General features: G+C 65.4%; 16 protein-coding genes and 1 pseudogene. 4 read left to right on the top strand and 13 right to left on the bottom strand.

Annotated elements, in window-relative coordinates; translation table 11 throughout:
• Window positions 1–114 precede the first annotated feature (114 nt).
• A complete protein-coding gene (locus tag AC3IT0_RS02025; RefSeq protein WP_489322162.1) occupies window positions 115–1,242 on the top strand; it encodes an FUSC family protein in 1,128 nt (375 codons plus the stop codon).
• Window positions 1,243–1,317: 75 nt separating this feature from the next.
• Entirely contained in the window at window positions 1,318–2,691 is a 1,374-nt protein-coding gene (gene radA / locus AC3IT0_RS02020; RefSeq protein WP_489322161.1) for a DNA repair protein RadA, read from the top strand.
• Between the two features lie 13 nt (window positions 2,692–2,704).
• Here radA and AC3IT0_RS02015 read toward each other — a convergent pair.
• The 12 genes and pseudogenes from AC3IT0_RS02015 to AC3IT0_RS01960 all read right to left on the bottom strand — a co-directional run bounded on the left by AC3IT0_RS02015 (window position 2,705) and on the right by AC3IT0_RS01960 (window position 14,581).
• A pseudogene (locus AC3IT0_RS02015) lies at window positions 2,705–3,755 on the bottom strand (L-idonate 5-dehydrogenase).
• Window positions 3,755–4,525 carry an SDR family oxidoreductase gene (locus AC3IT0_RS02010; RefSeq protein ID WP_489322160.1) on the bottom strand — a complete coding sequence of 257 codons (771 nt, stop codon included), beginning with the start codon at window positions 4,523–4,525 and terminating at the stop codon, window positions 3,755–3,757. The pseudogene AC3IT0_RS02015 and the gene AC3IT0_RS02010 overlap by 1 nt, the downstream one beginning before the upstream one ends.
• 176 nt (window positions 4,526–4,701) lie before the next feature.
• Entirely contained in the window at window positions 4,702–5,643 is a 942-nt protein-coding gene (locus tag AC3IT0_RS02005) for a 2-hydroxyacid dehydrogenase (RefSeq protein ID WP_489322159.1), read from the bottom strand.
• Window positions 5,644–5,698: 55 nt separating this feature from the next.
• A complete protein-coding gene (locus AC3IT0_RS02000; RefSeq protein WP_489322158.1) occupies window positions 5,699–6,448 on the bottom strand; it encodes an SDR family oxidoreductase in 750 nt (249 codons plus the stop codon).
• Window positions 6,449–6,527: 79 nt separating this feature from the next.
• Window positions 6,528–7,868, bottom strand: coding sequence for an MFS transporter (locus AC3IT0_RS01995; protein ID WP_489322157.1), 1,341 nt, complete (start codon window positions 7,866–7,868; stop codon window positions 6,528–6,530).
• A 48-nt stretch (window positions 7,869–7,916) separates the two neighbouring features.
• Entirely contained in the window at window positions 7,917–8,930 is a 1,014-nt protein-coding gene (locus AC3IT0_RS01990; protein WP_489322156.1) for a 5-oxoprolinase subunit C family protein, read from the bottom strand.
• Window positions 8,927–9,643, bottom strand: coding sequence for a 5-oxoprolinase subunit B family protein (locus tag AC3IT0_RS01985; RefSeq protein ID WP_489322155.1), 717 nt, complete (start codon window positions 9,641–9,643; stop codon window positions 8,927–8,929). The genes AC3IT0_RS01990 and AC3IT0_RS01985 overlap by 4 nt, the downstream gene beginning before the upstream one ends.
• A 1-nt stretch (window position 9,644) precedes the next feature.
• Complete coding sequence (locus AC3IT0_RS01980; RefSeq protein ID WP_489322154.1) at window positions 9,645–10,433, bottom strand: LamB/YcsF family protein; 789 nt, start codon at window positions 10,431–10,433, stop codon at window positions 9,645–9,647.
• A gap of 155 nt (window positions 10,434–10,588) precedes the next feature.
• A complete protein-coding gene (locus tag AC3IT0_RS01975; RefSeq protein WP_489322153.1) occupies window positions 10,589–11,404 on the bottom strand; it encodes an ABC transporter permease in 816 nt (271 codons plus the stop codon).
• A 2-nt stretch (window positions 11,405–11,406) separates the two neighbouring features.
• The gene (locus tag AC3IT0_RS01970) at window positions 11,407–12,333 is read right to left on the bottom strand and encodes an ABC transporter permease (protein WP_489322152.1); all 927 of its coding nucleotides are present in this window, start codon (window positions 12,331–12,333) and stop codon (window positions 11,407–11,409) included.
• Window positions 12,330–13,442 carry an ABC transporter ATP-binding protein gene (locus tag AC3IT0_RS01965; protein ID WP_489322151.1) on the bottom strand — a complete coding sequence of 371 codons (1,113 nt, stop codon included), beginning with the start codon at window positions 13,440–13,442 and terminating at the stop codon, window positions 12,330–12,332. Before AC3IT0_RS01965 ends, AC3IT0_RS01970 begins: the two co-directional genes overlap by 4 nt.
• Window positions 13,443–13,492: 50 nt before the next feature.
• Window positions 13,493–14,581, bottom strand: a complete 1,089-nt coding sequence (locus AC3IT0_RS01960) for an ABC transporter substrate-binding protein (RefSeq protein ID WP_489322150.1) — start codon at window positions 14,579–14,581, stop codon at window positions 13,493–13,495.
• A gap of 312 nt (window positions 14,582–14,893) precedes the next feature.
• On the opposite strand from AC3IT0_RS01960, the gene nac reads away from it, so the two are divergent.
• Together nac and AC3IT0_RS01950 are read left to right on the top strand one after the other, a co-directional pair.
• On the top strand, window positions 14,894–15,811 hold the full coding sequence (nac, locus tag AC3IT0_RS01955) for a nitrogen assimilation transcriptional regulator NAC (protein ID WP_489322149.1): 918 nt from the start codon (window positions 14,894–14,896) through the stop codon (window positions 15,809–15,811).
• 143 nt (window positions 15,812–15,954) lie between these two features.
• Window positions 15,955–16,221, top strand: coding sequence for a hypothetical protein (locus tag AC3IT0_RS01950; RefSeq protein ID WP_489322148.1), 267 nt, complete (start codon window positions 15,955–15,957; stop codon window positions 16,219–16,221).
• Window positions 16,222–16,410: 189 nt separating this feature from the next.
• Here the strand turns inward: AC3IT0_RS01950 and AC3IT0_RS01945 are convergent, their stop codons facing one another.
• Window positions 16,411–17,091, bottom strand: a complete 681-nt coding sequence (locus AC3IT0_RS01945) for a 4-carboxy-4-hydroxy-2-oxoadipate aldolase/oxaloacetate decarboxylase (RefSeq protein WP_489322147.1) — start codon at window positions 17,089–17,091, stop codon at window positions 16,411–16,413.
• Window positions 17,092–17,101: the final 10 nt, after the last annotated feature.

The raw sequence follows: 17,101 nt of genomic DNA, 5'->3' as shown, positions 1-17,101 counted from the left end.
GAAGGTGAACAGAAGATTAACGACGGCGGCATATTGGCTTACAACTGTAGCGTCACCATTGCGCACGTCACACTTTCGGACTTAGGTGCCCGGGTGGCAAATAGACTGGAGGGCATGGCCGCAGCAGCAGGACTCTCAGCAAGCAGGCGTTTCCTGCGCGGACGCATCCGGACCGGCCTGGTCCGGAGCCGGAACTCCCTTGTCCCCGCCGTCCAGATGACCGCGTGTGCGGTGGGGGCGTACGCCTTCGCCGAGCACGTCCTGGGGCACTCCGGACCCCTCTTTGCGGCCACATCGTCACTGATCGCCCTGGGCTTCTCGCGTGACCCGCGGCTGCGCCGGGTGATGGAGGTGGGCCTCGGCTGCACCATCGGGATCGCCGTCGGTGATCTCCTGCTGCACTGGTTGGGCAGCGGAATCTGGCAGGCCGCCGTCGTACTTCTGTTCTCCATCCTGCTGGCCCGCTTCCTGGACAGCGGCAACATCTTCACCACGCAGCTGGGGCTGCAGTCCTTGCTTGTGGTGCTGCTGCCGGCGCCCGATGGCGGGCCGTTCACGCGCAGCATTGACGCCATTATTGGCGGGGTTTTTGCGCTTCTGGTGACCATCCTGGTGCCCAAGGATCCGCGCCGGGAGCCCCGCAAGGATGTCCGGAAGCTGCTCCACGAACTGGCCGAAGTGCTGCGGGAATGCGCCACGGCCCTGAGCAACAGCGACTCCACGCAGGCGTGGCACGCGCTGATCCGCGGCCGGAACTGCCAGCCGCTCGTGGACGCGATGCGCCATTCCCTGCGCGCGTCCGGCGAGGTGGCCACGCTCGCGCCGGCCTACCGCCGGCACCGCGACGAGCTGGACCGGCTCAAGCAGTCACTGGACTCCATCGATCTCGCCCTGCGCAACAGCCGGGTTTTTGCGCGCCGACTCACCAGCGCCATCAATCATGCGGCCCTGTCCGATGAGGCAACGGAGAACATCGCGGAGGTGCTGGATGACACGGCGGCTGCGATCGACGAGCTTTCGCTGGGGCTCGCGGAAACGAACGACGGCGCGCGGCGCGCCCATCTGCGGACGGCCCGGCAGGACTTGAGCGAGATTGCGCTGCGGCTGCATCCGAGGCTGCTGGAAGTCCAGCGGCTTGAGGGTGAGACAGTGGTCATGCTGTTCCGGCCGCTGATGGTGGACCTCCTGGAGGCCTCCGGCATGGATCCGCTCGAGGCCAGGGACGTGCTCCCCGGGTTGTAGCGGCCCCGGTAGTTGAGCTTGTCGAAACCCGCTGACCGTCCGTGGATGTCGGTGCCCGCCAGTAGGGTGGAACACATGGCAACAAAGACTTCCCGGGCGTCCAAAGCGCCCGCTTACAAGTGCGCCGAATGCGGCTGGACCACGGTCAAGTGGGTGGGGCGCTGCGGCGAGTGCCAGGCGTGGGGCACGGTTGAGGAAACCGGTGCCGCCGTAGCGCGGACGACGGCGGCGACCACAGTTCTGGAGCCGGCCCGCCGGATTGCCGAGGTGGACGCCACCACGGCGGCTTTCCTGCCCACGGGCGTGGACGAGCTGGACCGCGTGCTGGGCGGCGGCCTGGTCCCCGGTGCCGTCATCCTGCTGGCCGGGGAGCCTGGCGTGGGCAAGTCCACGCTGCTGCTGGACGTCGCGGCCAAGTTTGCCCGCACCGCGCAGGACGTCCTGTACGTTACGGGTGAGGAGTCCGCCGCGCAGGTGAAGCTGCGCGCCGAACGGATCGACGCCGTCGCCGATTCCCTGTACCTGTCCGCCGAAACGGACCTGGGGCAGGCACTGGGGCAGGTGGAGAAGATCGAGCCGCGGCTGCTGATTGTGGACTCGGTCCAGACCCTCTCGTCCGCGGACGTGGACGGCAGCGCCGGCGGCGTCTCGCAGGTGCGTGAGGTGGCGGCGTCCATTATCGCGGCTGCCAAACGCCGGAACATGACCACGTTGCTGGTGGGCCATGTGACGAAGGACGGGGCCATCGCGGGGCCGCGGCTGCTGGAGCACTTGGTGGATGTGGTGTGCCAGTTCGAAGGCGAGCGTCATTCCCGGCTCCGGATGCTGCGCGCGGTGAAGAACCGGTACGGGCCCACGGACGACGTCGGCTGTTTTGACCTGAATGAGAACGGCATCGAAGGGCTCACGGACCCCAGCGGGCTGTTCGTCAGCCGCACCAAGGATCCCGTGTCCGGCACCTGCATCACCGTGACCATGGAAGGGCGGCGGCCGTTGCTGGCCGAGGTGCAGTCGCTGCTGGCCGAAAGCGCCAACTCGCAGCCCCGCCGGGCCACCAGCGGCCTGGACAGTTCACGGGTGTCCATGCTCCTGGCGGTGCTGCAGCAGCGTGCCGGCTGCCTGCTGCACAAGGACGATTCCTATGTGGCCACGGTGGGCGGCGTGAAGCTCAGCGAACCCGCAACCGACCTCGCAGTTGCCCTGGCAGTCGCCTCGGCGAAGGCCCGCAAGCCGCTGCCCATCCGGCTGATCGCGTTCGGCGAGGTGGGCCTGGCCGGGGAGGTCCGGCCGGTGCCCGGCATCAACCAGCGCATCCAGGAGGCCCACCGCCTGGGCTTCACCCACGCCGTGGTCCCGGCCAGCCACAACGGACCCGGCCCCGTGCCGGCGGGCTTCTCCGTGCGGGAAGTGGAGCACCTTACGGAAGCGTTGAGCCTGCTGATTGGGTAGGCCGCGGACCGCGCTACTCCGGTTGGAAGTTGAGGAGGACTTTTCCTGATTCGGCGGAGTTCCTGGCCACTTCGAAGGCGGTCAGTCCCTGGCTGAGGGGGTATTCGTGGGTGATCACGGGGCCGATCTGCAGGGTTCCGTCGGCGAGGGCGGTGATCACGTCATCGATCTCGTTGTTGAAGCGGAAGGACCCGCGCAGGTCCAGTTCCCGGGTGATGGCCAGGGAAATCAGGACCGGTTGGGGTCCGGTGGGCAGCAGCCCGACCATGACCACGGTCCCGCCGCGGGCCGCGCCGCCGATCGCTGAGGCCAGGCCGTGGTGGCTGCCCGAGGACTCAATCACGACATCGGCCTGCACCGCGGCGATCGCCTCCGCGTCCCCGGCCTGCGCCGACCGCGGCGGCGATCTCCAACGGCTTGGCGTGCATGTCCACGGCGGTGATCCGGGCCGCACCGGCACGTTTGAGAACCGCGACCGCCAGGGCACCGATCGGCCCGGACCCGATCACCAGGGCGGACTTGCCCGCGACGTCCCCTGCCCGGGCCACGGCGTGCCAGGCCACCGCGGCGGGCTCGATCAGCGCCGCGGTCCGCAGGTCCAGGCCCGCCGGGAGCACCCGCAGCATCCGGCTCGGCAGGTTCACGTACCGGGCGAACGCGCCGTCGGTGTGCGGGAACCGTGCCGCGGAGCCCAGGTACGTGCAGCCCGGGGACAGGTTGGGCCGGTCCGCCGGCCACCGCACCTCCCCCGCACCCGGGCCCGGGGTGGCCGGGTGGACCGCGACCGGGGTCCCGGCGGCCGGGCCGGCCCCGTCCGCCGCAGCCGCCACCACGGTCCCGGAAATCTCATGCCCCAGCACCATCGGCGCCTTCAGGATCGACTCGCCCGCAGCCCCGTGCAGCCAGTAATGCAGATCCGACCCGCAGATCCCCCCATACGAAACCTCGACCACGGCCTCATCCGGGGCCGGGGGCGCCAACGGGACGTCCTCGATCCGCAGATCCCCCGCCGCATACGCCACCACCGCAGCACCCGACACGGGCAGTGTTGTGTTCGCGCCCATCAGACCACCACCGTCATGCCGCCGTCGATAAAGATCGTCTGCCCGTTCACAAAATCCGACCCGTCCGAGGCCAGCCACACCGCCGGACCCGCCAGGTCCTGGACCGTGCCCCACCGGTGCGCCGGCGTCCGGCCCAGGATCCAGGCATTGAACTGCTCATCGTCCACCAGGTTCTGCGTCATCTCCGTGTGGATGTAGCCCGGGGCGATCCCGTTGATCTGCAGCCCGGACCCCGCCCACTCCGCCGTCATCGCCCGGGTCAGGTTCCGCAGCCCGCCCTTCGCCGCCACATACGGGGCAATCGTGGGCCGGGCCAGGTCCGTCTGCACCGAACAGATATTGATGATCTTGCCCTTCCCCCGCGGAATCATGTGCCGTGCGGCCGCACGGCCCACCAGGAACGCGCTCGTCAGATCCGTCCTGATCACCCGCTCCCAGTCCGCGACATCCAGCTCCAGCATCGGCACCCGGTGCTGGATCCCGGCGTTATTCACCAGGATCTGCAACGGCCCCACCTGCTCCTCCACCCACGCCACACCCCGCGCGGCCTCGGCATCACTCGTGACATCAAACGCGACACCATGCACCCGCCCCGGCGCGAAGTCCGCAGCCATCGCCGCCTCCGCAGCCTTCAACCGCTCCGCGTTCACACCGTTCAACACCACCGTCGCCCCGGCCCCAGCCAACGCCCGCGCCAACGCATTGCCGATCCCCCGGCTCGAGCCCGTCACCAGGGCAACCCGCCCCGTCAAATCAAAAAGTGTATTCATAGTTGAGCAGCTCCTTCGCCGCGGTTGCGCTGTTCTGGGCGCGGTGGTTGTTCTTGGCCGTGCACCTTAGGACGGCATCCTTTTCGCGCGAACGGACACTTGGGGCCCTGCGGCGAGGGCCACAAGTGTCCGTTCGCGCTTCTCTTTGGGCCCCAAGTGTCCCTTCGAGCTGGTCCCTAGAAGGGGCCGTTCTGAACGAGGTTGGCCGGTGCCTGACCGGCGGCCAGGGCTTCGAGTTGCTTCCGGAGTAGCTTGAGGATCCGGGGCTGGAAGGCCGACGCGTTTCCGCCTACGTGCGGGGTAATCAGGGCGTTAGGCGTGGACCAGAGCGGGTTGTCCTGCGGCAGCGGTTCCGGATCGACGACGTCGAGGGCGCATTGCAGCCGTCCGGACAGGACTTCCTTGGTCAGTGCAGCCGTGTCCACCACGGGGCCTCGGCCCACGTTCACCACCAGCGCGCCGTCCGGCAGCGCGGCGAGGACCTCTTCGCCGATCAGCTGCTGGGTGTGCTCGTTCAGGGGCAGCACCGAGACGAGGATGTCGTGAGTCGCGGCCAGTGCGGTCAGCTCGCTGGACGCGTGCACCTCGCCGTGTTGGTCCGTGCGGGCCGAACTGCCGACGCGGGTGACGGTGACCTCGAAGGGCTCCAGGCGGCGGGCGATCTCGTGCCCGATCCCGCCGACGCCCACCAGGAGCACCCGCCGGTCGGCAAGGGACTGGCGCCGTTCGGGCCGCCAGAGGCCGTACTGCGAATCACGGACGGCCTGGTCGATCCCGCGCAGTTTCGCCAGGATCAGCCCAATGGCGAGTTCCGCGGTGGCCGCGGCGTGGACGCCGGAGGCGCTGGCCACGCCGGCCGCCGGCCCGGCGGCCTCAATAACCCCGTCGTACCCGGTGGACTGGGTCTGGACGTACTTCAGGCCCGGAACCTGGGCGAGGGAGCCGAGCACGGCGGAGGCGTCGATGTACGGGAGGATGACGCCGTCGATCTCACCCAGCGTCCCGCCGTCGGGATCCGATTTCAGGTCCCACACCACTCCTCTCAGCCCTTCGGGCAGGGGCGAGAGATCGGCTAGGAGTTGCCGGTCGGGGAAGCTGACAGTGCGGACAGTTTGCATCGGAAAACCTATCGATCCTGGGAAGCGGTCTATGGGATGTGGGCGGGCTTGGGGGTTAGCGCCTGTCGAACGTGAGTCCGCCAGGCACCTGGAAGGTGGGCATGAGTTCGAGCATGCCCACGTTCACGTGGCGAGGCGTTTCGATGGCGTAGTCCATGGCGTTGACGATGTCGTCGGTGGTCAGCGACTCGTAGCCTTCGTAGTACGTCTGCCACGCCTCTGCCATCGCCTCGGGCGTGCCGCCCATGTTGCGGCCGAAGATTTCCGTTTCAACGCGGCCGGGGCAGATTTCGGTGACGCGGATGCGCTTGCCCACGGTGTCGTTGCGCAGCTGCCGGGAAACCTGGTGCACTGCCGCTTTGGTGGCGTGGTAGACGGTGTGTCCGTAGAAGTTGTAGAGGCCTGCGATGGAACTGATGTTGACGATGTGTCCCTTGTCCCGCTCCACCATGCCGGGAACGACCAGGCGTGTCAGCTGCAGGAGGGAGCGCAGGTTGACGTCCACCAACTCGTCGATGTCGTCCTCGCTGGAATCCAGGATGTTTCCGGGACGGGAAACGCCGGCGCAGTTCACGAGGACGTCCACCTTCAGGCCCTCCACCGCTGCGGCCAGCGCCGCCGTGTCCGTGAGGTCGACGGCGTGCGGGATGGCTCCGGTGCGGTCCGCCAGTTCCTGCAGGCGTTCTTCATTGCGGGCGAAGGCATGGACTTGGAGCCCGCGCTTGGCCAGGCGTTCAGCGATGGCCGCGCCCATGCCGGTGGAGGCGCCGGTCACGAGCGCTGTTGAATAGTCTGAAAATGACATGGAAGTCTCCAATGAGTGGGGTATGGCAAAGAATGGCGGGCTTGGACGCGGGGCCAAAGCCCCCGGCTCGGTGGGTGCTTCAGGCGTCGCGGAGGGGCTGGTGGGCCCGGTCCTTGACGGTGCTGACGGCGGCGAGCGTGCCCAGCGCGGTGATGACGGCGTAGAAAGCGGGCATGTAGATGTTGCCGGTGGAGGAGATCAGCCAAGTCATCAGCAGCGGCGCAGTGCCGCCGAAGAGTGCCGAAGAGATGTTGTAGCCCAGGCCGTAGGCGGAGTACCGCACGCGGGTGGGGAACAGTTCGACGATCAGGATGTGGATCACTGCGGTGTGGCCGGCGAAGACCACTGCCATGATGGAGGCGCCCAGGATGGCCAGTGCCATCTCGCCGGTGGCGATAAGGGCGTAGGCCGGAATTCCGACGACGGCCATGGCGATCGCGGATCCCGCAATCACCTTCTTGCGGCCGACGCGGTCGGAGAGGGCGCCCATGAAGGGGATGGCGATGCAGATGACAACCAGGCTGCATGCGGTGACGAGGAGTGCTTCACCGATGGTGAAGTTGAGCTGCTTGCCCTTAAGGAACGTGGGCATATAGGAGAAGAGGACGTAGTAGCCGGAGCCGTTCATGAGCGGGATGAACAGGGCCAGCAGCATGGCGCGGCGGTGTTCGGCGGAGGCGAAGGCTTCCTTCAGCGGGTTCTTGGACAGCCCGCCCTCTTCCTTCAGCTTCACGAAGTTGGGGGTGTCCGCGATGGCTTTGCGGATGTACCAGCCGATGACGCCCATCGGGATGGCGACGAGGAACGGGATGCGCCATGCGAACGCACCGAAGCCGCCGCCGTCGATCGCTGCCTGGGTGAGCCAGGGCGACATGGAGAACGCGACGAGCGTGCCGGTGAGCAGGGCTGCGAAGGAAGCGATCTGGGCGTAGGAGGTGATGATGCCGCGCTTGCCTTCGGGGGCGTGTTCGGCGAGGAAGGTCATGGCGCCGGCTGCTTCGCCGCCAACGGAGAAGCCCTGCAGCATGCGGAGCAGCACGAGCAGTATCGGGGCGGCGATGCCTATGGCCGAGTAGGCCGGCAGCAGGCCGATACCCGCCGTGGCAACGCTGATCAGCAGGATGACAAAGACTAGTAGCTTTTGCCGCCCGATGCGGTCCCCCAGGAATCCGCAGACCACGGCACCCAGAGGGCGTACGAAGAAGGACACAGCGTACCCGGCGAAAACAAAGAGGAGGGCGTTGTCCGGGTTGCCGGGGGCCAGGAAGACCAAGGCAAGGGTTCCGGCCATAAAGGCGAAGATGCCGTTGTCGTAGAGTTCCACGAAGATGCCCACACAGCCGGCGGTAACCACCTTCCGGGTTTGCCTGGCATCCAGGCGGTCGTTCTGCGGACCGGCCGCTCGCGTTGACGTTGACATCTTAATCCTTACTTGTTTCTGATGACTGGGGCGGGACATAACGGGGTCTCAGGTTCCGGACGCCGGCAGGAGTTCCCGCCAGCTTGCCGGGGCTCCCACACCCAGTAAGCCAAAGACTGTATTTACTGACGTGCGCAGCGCCTCGAGTTCACGCATGGCAGCACGGTGCCGCGCAGTGGCCTCGGCCACGCTGGTCTTGCGGAACCGGATGGTGTGCCCGGGCCTGGCCTGGGCAAGGACATCCAGTGAGCGGCTGGTGACGACGCCGAGCACCGGGTATCCGGCTGTCACGCCTCGTCCTCGGTGAAGTACCAGGAGCTCTTCCCTGGACGGGACCTCGATGGCCCCGACCGGAACGCCCCTTGAAAGGACTTCCGCTGTTGACTGCCGTTCCGGAAGCGCCCCGCCGAGGCGGAGGCCGATGTGGTTGCTCCGTCCGCTCACGGTGTAGCTGGTCTGGAACAGTAGATCGGCGGTGTCGCCGAATTCGGCGATGTCCGGTCCGTCGGTGACGTCGATGACCGGGCTGACGCTGGTTCCCGGGCGGGACAACCCCAGCCGGAACAGGGGAAGGTCAAAGTACGGCTGCCTGATCGGGGGCACAGTCTTCCGGGCCCCCAGGACGGTGCCCTCCGTAAGTTTCAGCCCGAAACCGACGACGGTGTCCGGCGCGCAGCTGCCCAGCAGTGTCGGGGCGTCCAGGGCGCCATGGACTGCGATGTAGGCGCGCAGCCCCGTGTTTATGCCGCGTAGTGCCACGGTTTCCCCGGCCAGGACCGACACCGGCTCCCACTGCGGGCATTCACGCCCACCGACGGTCAGGGTCAGTGGCGCACCGGTGACGGCGATGAGCAGGTCTGAGTCTGCCCGCATCCGGAAGTCCAGTGCTGTGACCTCGAGGAGCGGATCATTGTCCAGGTTGCCGGCCAGGATATTGGCTGCCCGCGCAGAAAACTGGTCCAAGGCGCCGTTCACGGGAAGCCCGTACCGCGGCCCCTTGAACCGGCCGAGGTCCGTGACCACAGAGTGGCCGGCTTGCTGGATGGTCAGGGTCCCGCTCATGCGGATGCTTCCAGTTCAACGCCAGCAAAACGCTGGAAGTCGGCGGCGGGCAACTCGTGGAACCGGAGCAGGTCCCCGGGCATGTACGGAACCAGCGGCTGCTTGTCCGGGTTCAGAACGGTCAGCGGCGTTTGGCCGATCACGCACCACCCGCCAGGAGCTGAGGCTGGCGCGATTACTGCCTGCCGGCCCGCGACGGAGACGGCGCCTGCCGGCACGGAAAGCCGGGGGTCCTTCAGCCGGGGTACCGGCAGGGGGAAGTCCGGGCCGTCCATCATGGGCGATCCGGCCGGTGCCCCCAGGCAACGGATGACGTAGGACTTGGCAGTGTGAAGGGCGATGATCTCGGCAACGGAGAGTCCCTCGTGGTCCGCAACCTTCTGGAGGTCGGGTCCGTACTCGCCGCCGTAGACCACGGGGACGTCGAACTGCCGGGGGGTACGCGTGGGCGCGCCCACATAATCCAGCTGGCGCATACCTAGGAGAACAAAGGCCCTGATCTGGCGGGCGGAAGTGACGTAGGGGTCGAACTCCACCAGCACCGAATCGTAGGTGGGAACCGCGCCGTGTACACCGTCGACGTCGGCCGTCTCAAGCCATGCCGCCAGGGCATGGACAGCAGCCCAGTTCCGTTCCCGGTCAGGGGAGGTAGCGACGACGCGGAGGGCGGCGTCACCTGATTCATGGACCTCGACGGGGGTTGCGTCGGTCATCTCAGGCGGCTTCCGCTTTGGCCGCGAGCGCCAGGGGCAGCGGGGCGATGGTAACGCCGGCCGCCGTGAGCTCCTTGCGGATGAGGCGGGCCAGGTCCACGGCGCCCGGGTTGTCCCCGTGCAGCAGGACGGTGTCCGCCACGACGGGGAGCTTGACGCCCGACGCCGATTCGATGATCCCTTCGCAGACCATGCGGATGGTGCGATCGACGATGGTTGCCGCGTCATGGATGACGGCGCCCGGCTGGGTGCGCGGCACCAGGGTTCCGTCGTCCTCGTAGGCCCGGTCAGCGATGCCCACGATGGCCACCGGCAAACCGCGGCCGGCCGCAGCCTGGGCGAGCTCGCCGTCCTGGGCCAGGACGATCAGGTCCGGGCGGAAGCGGCTGGCGGCATCGGCGACGGCGGCGGCGTAGTCCTGGCGGGTGGCGACCAGGTTGCCCAGCCGGCCGTGGGGGGCGATGTGGGAGACGCTGGTGCCGTGGTAGGAGGCAAAGGCCGACAGGGCTCCGAGTTGGTAGAGGACGTCGTTGCGGACTTCAGCCGCGGTGAGATCCATGGAGCGCCGTCCGAAGCCCCGCAGATCCGGGAAACTGGGGTGTGCACCGATGCTGACACCGCGCCGGACGCATTCTGCCACCGTGCGTTCCATGATGTCCGGGTCTCCGGCGTGGAATCCGCAGGCGATGTTCGCGCTGGAGACGATTTCAAGAAGTGCGCTGTCGTCACCCAGGGAGTAGGCACCGAAGCCTTCACCGAGATCTGCCACAAGATCAACTGTGCGACCCATAGTGCGTGCCTTCCCTTCGTTGTGTTCTGAGCTGTTGTGCCCCGGGTGGGGCTGGCATCTATTCAAAAAGTCTGGCACCGTGCGCTGCCCCACACAAAGACGTAATCAGTGTCACGGGATAGGCCCTGGTTATGACCCGGGCCTATCCCAGGCGCCTATCGCAGGGCCTTGCGCAGGCCCATAACACGCTCAACGACGACGACGACGGCGAGGGAGATCAGGATGAGGATCACGGACAGTGCCGCCACTGCTGCGTCGGCAGAGTTCTCCACGTACCGCAGGACCTGCACGGGCAGCGTCGGCAGCCCGGATTCGGCCACAAACAGCGAGATGACGGCTTCGTCGAAGGAGACGATGAACGCTATGACGCCGCCGGCGATGACCCCGGGCTGGATGATCGGCAGGGTAATGCGCCGGAAAACGGTCCAGGACCCTGCCCCGAGGATCCTCGCCGCCGCCTCGCAGGACGTGTCGGTGGTGGCCAGGCTCATCAGCGTTGTCCTGATCACGAACGGGATGGTGATGGCCACGTGGCCGATGATGATGCCGGTGTAGGTGTTGTTCAGGTTCAGCGGACCGAACAGCAGGACCATGCCCAGCGCCAGGACGATGCTGGGGATCAGCAGCGGCGAGAGGAAGAATGACTGCACCGCCGCCTTGGCCTTGAACTCAAACCTGTCCAGCGCCAGTGCCACCGGAACTCCGAGCGCCAAAACGATGACCGTGACGATCACGGCGACGATGAGGCTGACCCGCATGCCGTTCATGAAGGTGCTTTCCGCCGGCAGCATCTCGTACCACTTGAACGTCAGTCCCTCCGGAGGGAAGGACAGGTACTGGTTGGAGGCAAACGAGACAACAAAGACGATCAGCAGCGGCGCCAGGAGGAACAGGTAGAGCAGGAATACCAGGATCCCGAACGCAGGCTTGGCTGGGTTGAACCGCGGTTTGAAAAGGCGGGCCTCAGACATGGCTAGCCTCCGATCTTTTTGGTGAGGCGCTGGTAGACGGCGACGATCAGGCCGAACAGGACCAGCAGGATGACAGAGAGTGCTGCCGCGAACGGCCAGTTGAGCAATCCGGTGGTCTGATCGTAGATTTCCGTGGCGAGCACCTGGACGCTGCCGCCGCCGAGGAGGCGCGGGGTGATGAAAGTACTGATGGACAACACAAAGACCAGCAGGAACGCCGTGAGGATTCCGGGCAGGCTCAATGGAAGGGTCACCCGGGTGAACACCTGCAGCTTGCTGGCGCCCAGCGATCCGGCTGCTTCTTCCAGCTGCGGGCTGAGGCGCCCAAAGCCCGAGATCATCGCGAGGATGGCATAGGGCATAAAGATCTCAACAAGACCGATGGTCACGCCGGTCATGTTGTTGGTCAGCTTGAGCGGCGTGTCGATCAGGCCCATTCCGTCCAGCGTGGAGTTGACCAGGCCGTTGGTGCCCAGGATGACCATCCATCCGTAGGTCCGCACAACGGCCGAGGTCAGCAGGGGTGCGATCGCGACGGCGATGAGCAGCCCGCGGTATTTGCTGGTGCTCCGGGCGAGGAAGAGGGCCACCGGGTAGGACACCAGGACGCAGAGCAGTCCCACGGTGACACCCATCTGGAAAGTGTCCAGCGTGACCCGCCAATAGTAGGGATCGGTCAGCGGCTGGATATAGGTGTCCAGCGTGAAGGTTTCCTCGATGACGCCGTCCGGCGCACCCCTGTTGAAGGACATGCGGACCATGTAGGCCAGCGGGAAGACAAAGCTCACCACGAGTCCGAGCACGCCCGGCACGAGGAGGGCAAGGTAGGTCCGCCGGTTCCGGCGTCCGGTGGACTTTTCCAGCTCGCCTTCAGCTGCGCCGGTCCGACGGGCGGCCGGCGTCGGGGCCTGGGTCTGGGTGACGGTCACGCTGCCGGCGCTTCCACTGCGGTGGGCAGCAGGTACGCATCCTGCTCGTACCACGAAAGGTAGGCTGCGTCGCCGGTACGGGGCAGGTCGCCGCTGGACGTGGGCATTTGTGCCTGCAGGACGCGGTCGCCGGCCTTGACTGCTACGGACAGGGCATCGCCGGTGTAGTTGACCCGTTCAATGACGCCGGCAATGGTCTCAGTCCCGGCCGGCTGCAGGGACACCCTGAGCCGGTGGGGTCGGATGACCAGTTCATGCGTGGATCCGGTGAGGCCGGGCGCCCCCACCGCTCCGAACTGGCCGAGCCCGTCAATGGAGACGCGGTAGTGCGTTTCCCCCTTGGCGGCGGAACCCGTCGCGGACAGGACCCGGGCGTTGAGGAAGTTCGCCTGGCCGATGAAGTTCGCCACGAACCGCGTCCGCGGCCGTTCGTAGGCTTCGGTGGGCGATCCAAACTGTTCGATCAGGCCCCCGTTCATGACGGCGATGCGGTCGGCCATGTCCAGTGCCTCATCCTGGTCGTGGGTCACGAACAGTGTGGTGGCCCGGGTCCGCTGCTGAATGGAGCGGATCTCGGTCCGCATCGTCTCGCGGAGCTTGGCGTCAAGGTTGGACAGGGGCTCATCGAGGAGCAGGAGCGTGGGCTCCACCACGAGGGCGCGTGCCAGGGCGATGCGCTGCTGCTGCCCGCCGGACAGCTCCTTGACCTGCCGTTTGGACAGGTGGCCGAGCTGGACCATGTCCAGCGCCCCGGCGACGCGGCGTTTTTGATCGGACTTTGAGGTCTGGCGCATCTGCAGCCCGAAGGCCACGTTCTGTTCCACGTTCATGTGCGGAAAGAGGGCGTAGGACTGGAAGACCATGCCCATGCCGCGCTTGTTCACGGGCGTGTGGGTGATTTCCTTGCCATCCACCACAATGGATCCGGCGGTGGGGTCCATCAGGCCGGCCACCATCCGCAAGGTGGTGGTTTTGCCGCAGCCTGACGGGCCGAGGAGCGCCACCAGGTGCCCCTCCTCCACCTCCATGTTCAGGCGGTCGACGGCCGGGTCAAGACCGGCTGCGTATCTCTTGGTCAGATCCACGATCGACAGTTTTGATTCAGTCACGATTTCAGTTCTCCTGAAGCAGGTGGTGGGGAGGGGTGCCGTGGGGATGGCTATTTGGTGATGATCTGGCGCTTCCAGGTGTCAGTCCACTTGTCCCGCGCGGAGGACAGGAACTGAACATCCAGGGGGACGATGTTCAGGGAGCCGTCAGTGGGAACCACGCGGTCCTTGACGTCCGCCGGAAGGTCGGCGTTGGTCACAGACGGGGCGTAGAAAAGGGACTTGGCGAAGGCGGTCTGCGCCTCGGCGGAGAGTGCGTAGTCAACGAAAGTCTGGGCGGCAGCCTTGTTGGGCGCATCCTTGACGATGTTGACCGTGTTGATCTGGAAAACGGTGCCCTCCTTGGGGAAGGTCACGCCCATCTTTTTGTTGCTCTGGTCGCTGTAGAACTGGCCGCGGGCGTTCTGTCCCAGTCCCAGTACCGTCTGGCCGGTGATCACGTTCTGGTACTCGTCGGGGTTGGGGGCGAAGGTCTGGACGCCGGGCGCCATCTCTTTGAGGCGGGCAACCGCCTTGTCGATGCTCTGGGTGTAGTCCTCGCCCTGCATCTTGGACGTGATCGCGGTCAGGGACAGACCCAGCAGGGAGGGCGGAGCGTTGACGTTGATTTTGCCGGCGTAGGCCGGATCCCAGAGCACATCCCAGCTCTCAGGCGCCTTGGCGAAAGTTGCGGTGTCATAGAGCAGGCCAACCGCGTCGAGCATAACCACCGGGCCAAATCCGTCCTTGTTCTTGAACTGCTCGGGTACGTTCGCCAAGTTGGGAACCGCAGCGGTGTCGATCTTGTCGAAGAGACCCTGGGTGTTGCCGGTGGTGGATACGGAGTTGTCCATGATGGCCACGTCAGTAGCCGGATTGTTCTTCTGGCCCTGGAGTGCGCTGAGCATTTCGGCGGAGGAGCGCTTGGAGGAGTAGTTGATCTTGATGTCCGGGTACTTGGCCTTGAACGGTTCGATCACGGCCGCCGTGTACTGGTCCTGCCAGACGCCAGAGTAGGCAATCAGGTTCAGCTCGCCGGACGTGGCGCTGGAGTTTCCGCCGCTGCTGGAGGCGGCGCCGCCCCCGCAGCCTGTCAGCACCAGGGCTGCGGCTGTCGCGGCAGCAGCTAATGCGATTTTGCCTTTGGTGATAACTCTCATTTGTGTCTCTTCCTTAGTCAGGAGGAATCCGTCGGATTCTGGAGGATGCTTCTAAAAGGTATGGAGCGTATATTTCGGGGACGTAAAAGAAAGCCACGTTTTCTGTAAACGGAGTGATTATGCAAAAGCCATATTGGGGCATCATCGCCGCTTATGCCTGGGGGGTATAATCTGCTTGTCACAGAAATTGTGTTCTGAAGATCAACCTAGCGTCCGAGATGTGGATCACACAAAGACCTATTGAGTGTCCCTCCATAGAATCCGGATATGACCCGCCGGGCTTCAGGCCCCGCAAACGAAAGAAAAGCCGGTATGGACACTCGAAAACTCGCCTACTTCGTGAAGATCGTTGACTCAGGGAGCATCACGAAGGCTGCCGCAGCCCTGCACGTGGCGCAGCCGGCCCTGAGCCAGCAGGTGTCCGCGCTTGAAACCGATCTGAAGCAGCGGCTGCTGATCCGCAGCAAGCAGGGCGTTCAGCCCACAGCCGCCGGCCACACGCTCTACCGGCACGCTCAGACCATCCTTCGGCTGGTCGAACAGGCCCGCCAGGACGTGGCGAGTTCGGGGGCGGCGCCTGCTGGCCGGGTGTCGATAGCGATCGCGCCGTACAGCATGGCTTCGAGCCTCACGCCGCGCATTATCAGCGAAGTGGCCCGCCGTTACCCTGACATCGTGCTGCACTTGACGGAGATCTACGGGGGTGTGCTCAGCGAGGCGATCAAGAACGGCAGGCTGGACATGGCCCTGATCTACGAGCCTGGGCCTATCCGCGGCGTGCAGTTCACCACCATGATCGTGGAGGATCTTCACTTGGTGGTGAACGGCAAGAACACAGCGGCAGCCAAGTCGGGCGAGATCACCCTCGAGGAGGCAGCGGAATTCGGCCTGTTCCTTCCCGAGCAGATCCACACCCTGCGTCAGATTGTCGAGACCGGCATGCGGGACAAGGGACTCAGCCTTCGCTTGGTGGGCGAAGTGGAATCCGTACCTTCCCTGACGCGGCTCCTGCGGGCGGACATGGGCGCCACCATCCTGCCAAAGTCAGCAGCCGACGCGCTTTTCCATGAGGAAGACTTCCTGGTACTGCGGATTGTTGATCCCGGGCTGCAGTGCAAGATAGCCCTCTGCACCCCGGACCACGAACCGCTGTCCGAGGCGGCATCGGCCGTCCTGCTGGTGCTGAAGGAAATGCTCCAGGAAATGCTGAGCGCTAAATACGGAAGGTAGCCGGCCACCCACAGCTTTTCCTTATCAGGGCATGTGGATTTGGTCTTAGTAAACGCGCTTCGACGAAACTAATGTTGAAATATGAAGTGCCGGATGAACCGGCAATTATTTCTTCAGTGGAATTAGTTGATTGGGAGCACATCGTGAAAAAGATCAGCAGTGCGCACCGGGCCCCTTCGAGCGGCAGCCGCTTGGCGGCGAGAACCGGATCCCACTGCCCCGCGAACGGGTTCTGGCTTCCCGAAGGACAGCCAGGTCAGGCCGTTTTTGTCTTTGAAGGCAGCATCATGCCCAGGGGCGCGTCAGGGGCGACGCTCTGGCTCCTGGACGAAACCGGCACCGGCCCGGCCGCCTATCCCCTGCCCGGACAACAACTTTCCGTTTCCAGGTCCCGCTCGCTGGTCAGCTGACACCAGCCCCGGCTGAAACCGGGCCACTGAATAAACGCTTACAACAGGAGGGTCCATGTCCGATTAGGCATGGACCCTCCTGGGCCGTTTAGGGTGCCCATCCAGCTTGCAGTTAACGTCGTCATTCGCGCGAATGACGACGTTAACTGCAAGCCAGTTGCGGTAAGTGGGCACACCCTGCGCACAACGTCAGCTGGCGTCTTCGACCAGCAGGCCTTTGGCTTTGAGCACCTCGGTGAGGTTGCACAGCTCGATGGTGGTTCCGCCGGCCTTGTACAGGCTGATTAGTTCGCGCTCGGCGTCGTCCCGTTCCTGCGACAGGCGGATGACTTCCTCTATCTCGTCCTTACGCACCACAACCACGCCGTCGGCGTCGCCGCGCAGGATGTCACCCGGGTAGATGATCTCGTCGCCAAAAACCACAGAGTGGTTGATGGGGCCGATGGTCTCCTTGACCGTTCCCTTGATGCTGACGCTGCCGGAGAACACCGGCAGGCCCAGCTCGATCAGGTCCTGGGTGTCCCGGACGCCTGAGTCCGTCACCATGGCTGCCAGGCCCTTGGCCTTCATGGCGTTGCCGAGGACATCGCCGAACGTCCCGGCCTCCTCGAATTCGCCAGCGGCAACCAGGACAACGTCGCCCGGCTCCGCGTAGTGGATGGCAACCTGCAGCATCAGGTTGTCGCGGGGTGCGCAGCGGACCGTTGTGGCGGGTCCACAGAAGGACATGCTGCGGTCGATCGGCTTGATCTTCGAGCTGAGCGCACCCTTCCTGCCCTGGGCTTCGTGGATTGTGGCGGAGGAGAACTTGGACAGCCTGAGGACGGCGTCCGCCGTCGGCCTGTCAACGTTTGTCTTGACGTGGATCATGGTGTGTCCT

Source organism: Pseudarthrobacter sp. KH_020_B (assembly GCF_057840185.1).
The sequence above is the reverse complement of the archived record's forward strand: the minus strand, read 5'-3'. Positions and strand labels throughout refer to the sequence as shown.

Coding starts and splice junctions, on each gene's coding strand:
- AC3IT0_RS01975 (WP_489322153.1), bottom strand. CDS start 11,404: ATGTCTGAGGCCCGCCTTTTCAAACCGCGGTTCAACCCAGCCAAGCCT.
- AC3IT0_RS01985 (WP_489322155.1), bottom strand. CDS start 9,643: ATGACCGACGCAACCCCCGTCGAGGTCCATGAATCAGGTGACGCCGCC.
- AC3IT0_RS01990 (WP_489322156.1), bottom strand. CDS start 8,930: ATGAGCGGGACCCTGACCATCCAGCAAGCCGGCCACTCTGTGGTCACG.
- AC3IT0_RS01995 (WP_489322157.1), bottom strand. CDS start 7,868: ATGTCAACGTCAACGCGAGCGGCCGGTCCGCAGAACGACCGCCTGGAT.
- AC3IT0_RS02000 (WP_489322158.1), bottom strand. CDS start 6,448: ATGTCATTTTCAGACTATTCAACAGCGCTCGTGACCGGCGCCTCCACC.
- AC3IT0_RS02025 (WP_489322162.1), top strand. CDS start 115: ATGGCCGCAGCAGCAGGACTCTCAGCAAGCAGGCGTTTCCTGCGCGGA.
- nac (WP_489322149.1), top strand. CDS start 14,894: ATGGACACTCGAAAACTCGCCTACTTCGTGAAGATCGTTGACTCAGGG.
- radA (WP_489322161.1), top strand. CDS start 1,318: ATGGCAACAAAGACTTCCCGGGCGTCCAAAGCGCCCGCTTACAAGTGC.
- AC3IT0_RS01945 (WP_489322147.1), bottom strand. CDS start 17,091: ATGATCCACGTCAAGACAAACGTTGACAGGCCGACGGCGGACGCCGTC.
- AC3IT0_RS01980 (WP_489322154.1), bottom strand. CDS start 10,433: ATGGGTCGCACAGTTGATCTTGTGGCAGATCTCGGTGAAGGCTTCGGT.
- AC3IT0_RS02010 (WP_489322160.1), bottom strand. CDS start 4,525: ATGAATACACTTTTTGATTTGACGGGGCGGGTTGCCCTGGTGACGGGC.
- AC3IT0_RS02005 (WP_489322159.1), bottom strand. CDS start 5,643: ATGCAAACTGTCCGCACTGTCAGCTTCCCCGACCGGCAACTCCTAGCC.
- AC3IT0_RS01960 (WP_489322150.1), bottom strand. CDS start 14,581: ATGAGAGTTATCACCAAAGGCAAAATCGCATTAGCTGCTGCCGCGACA.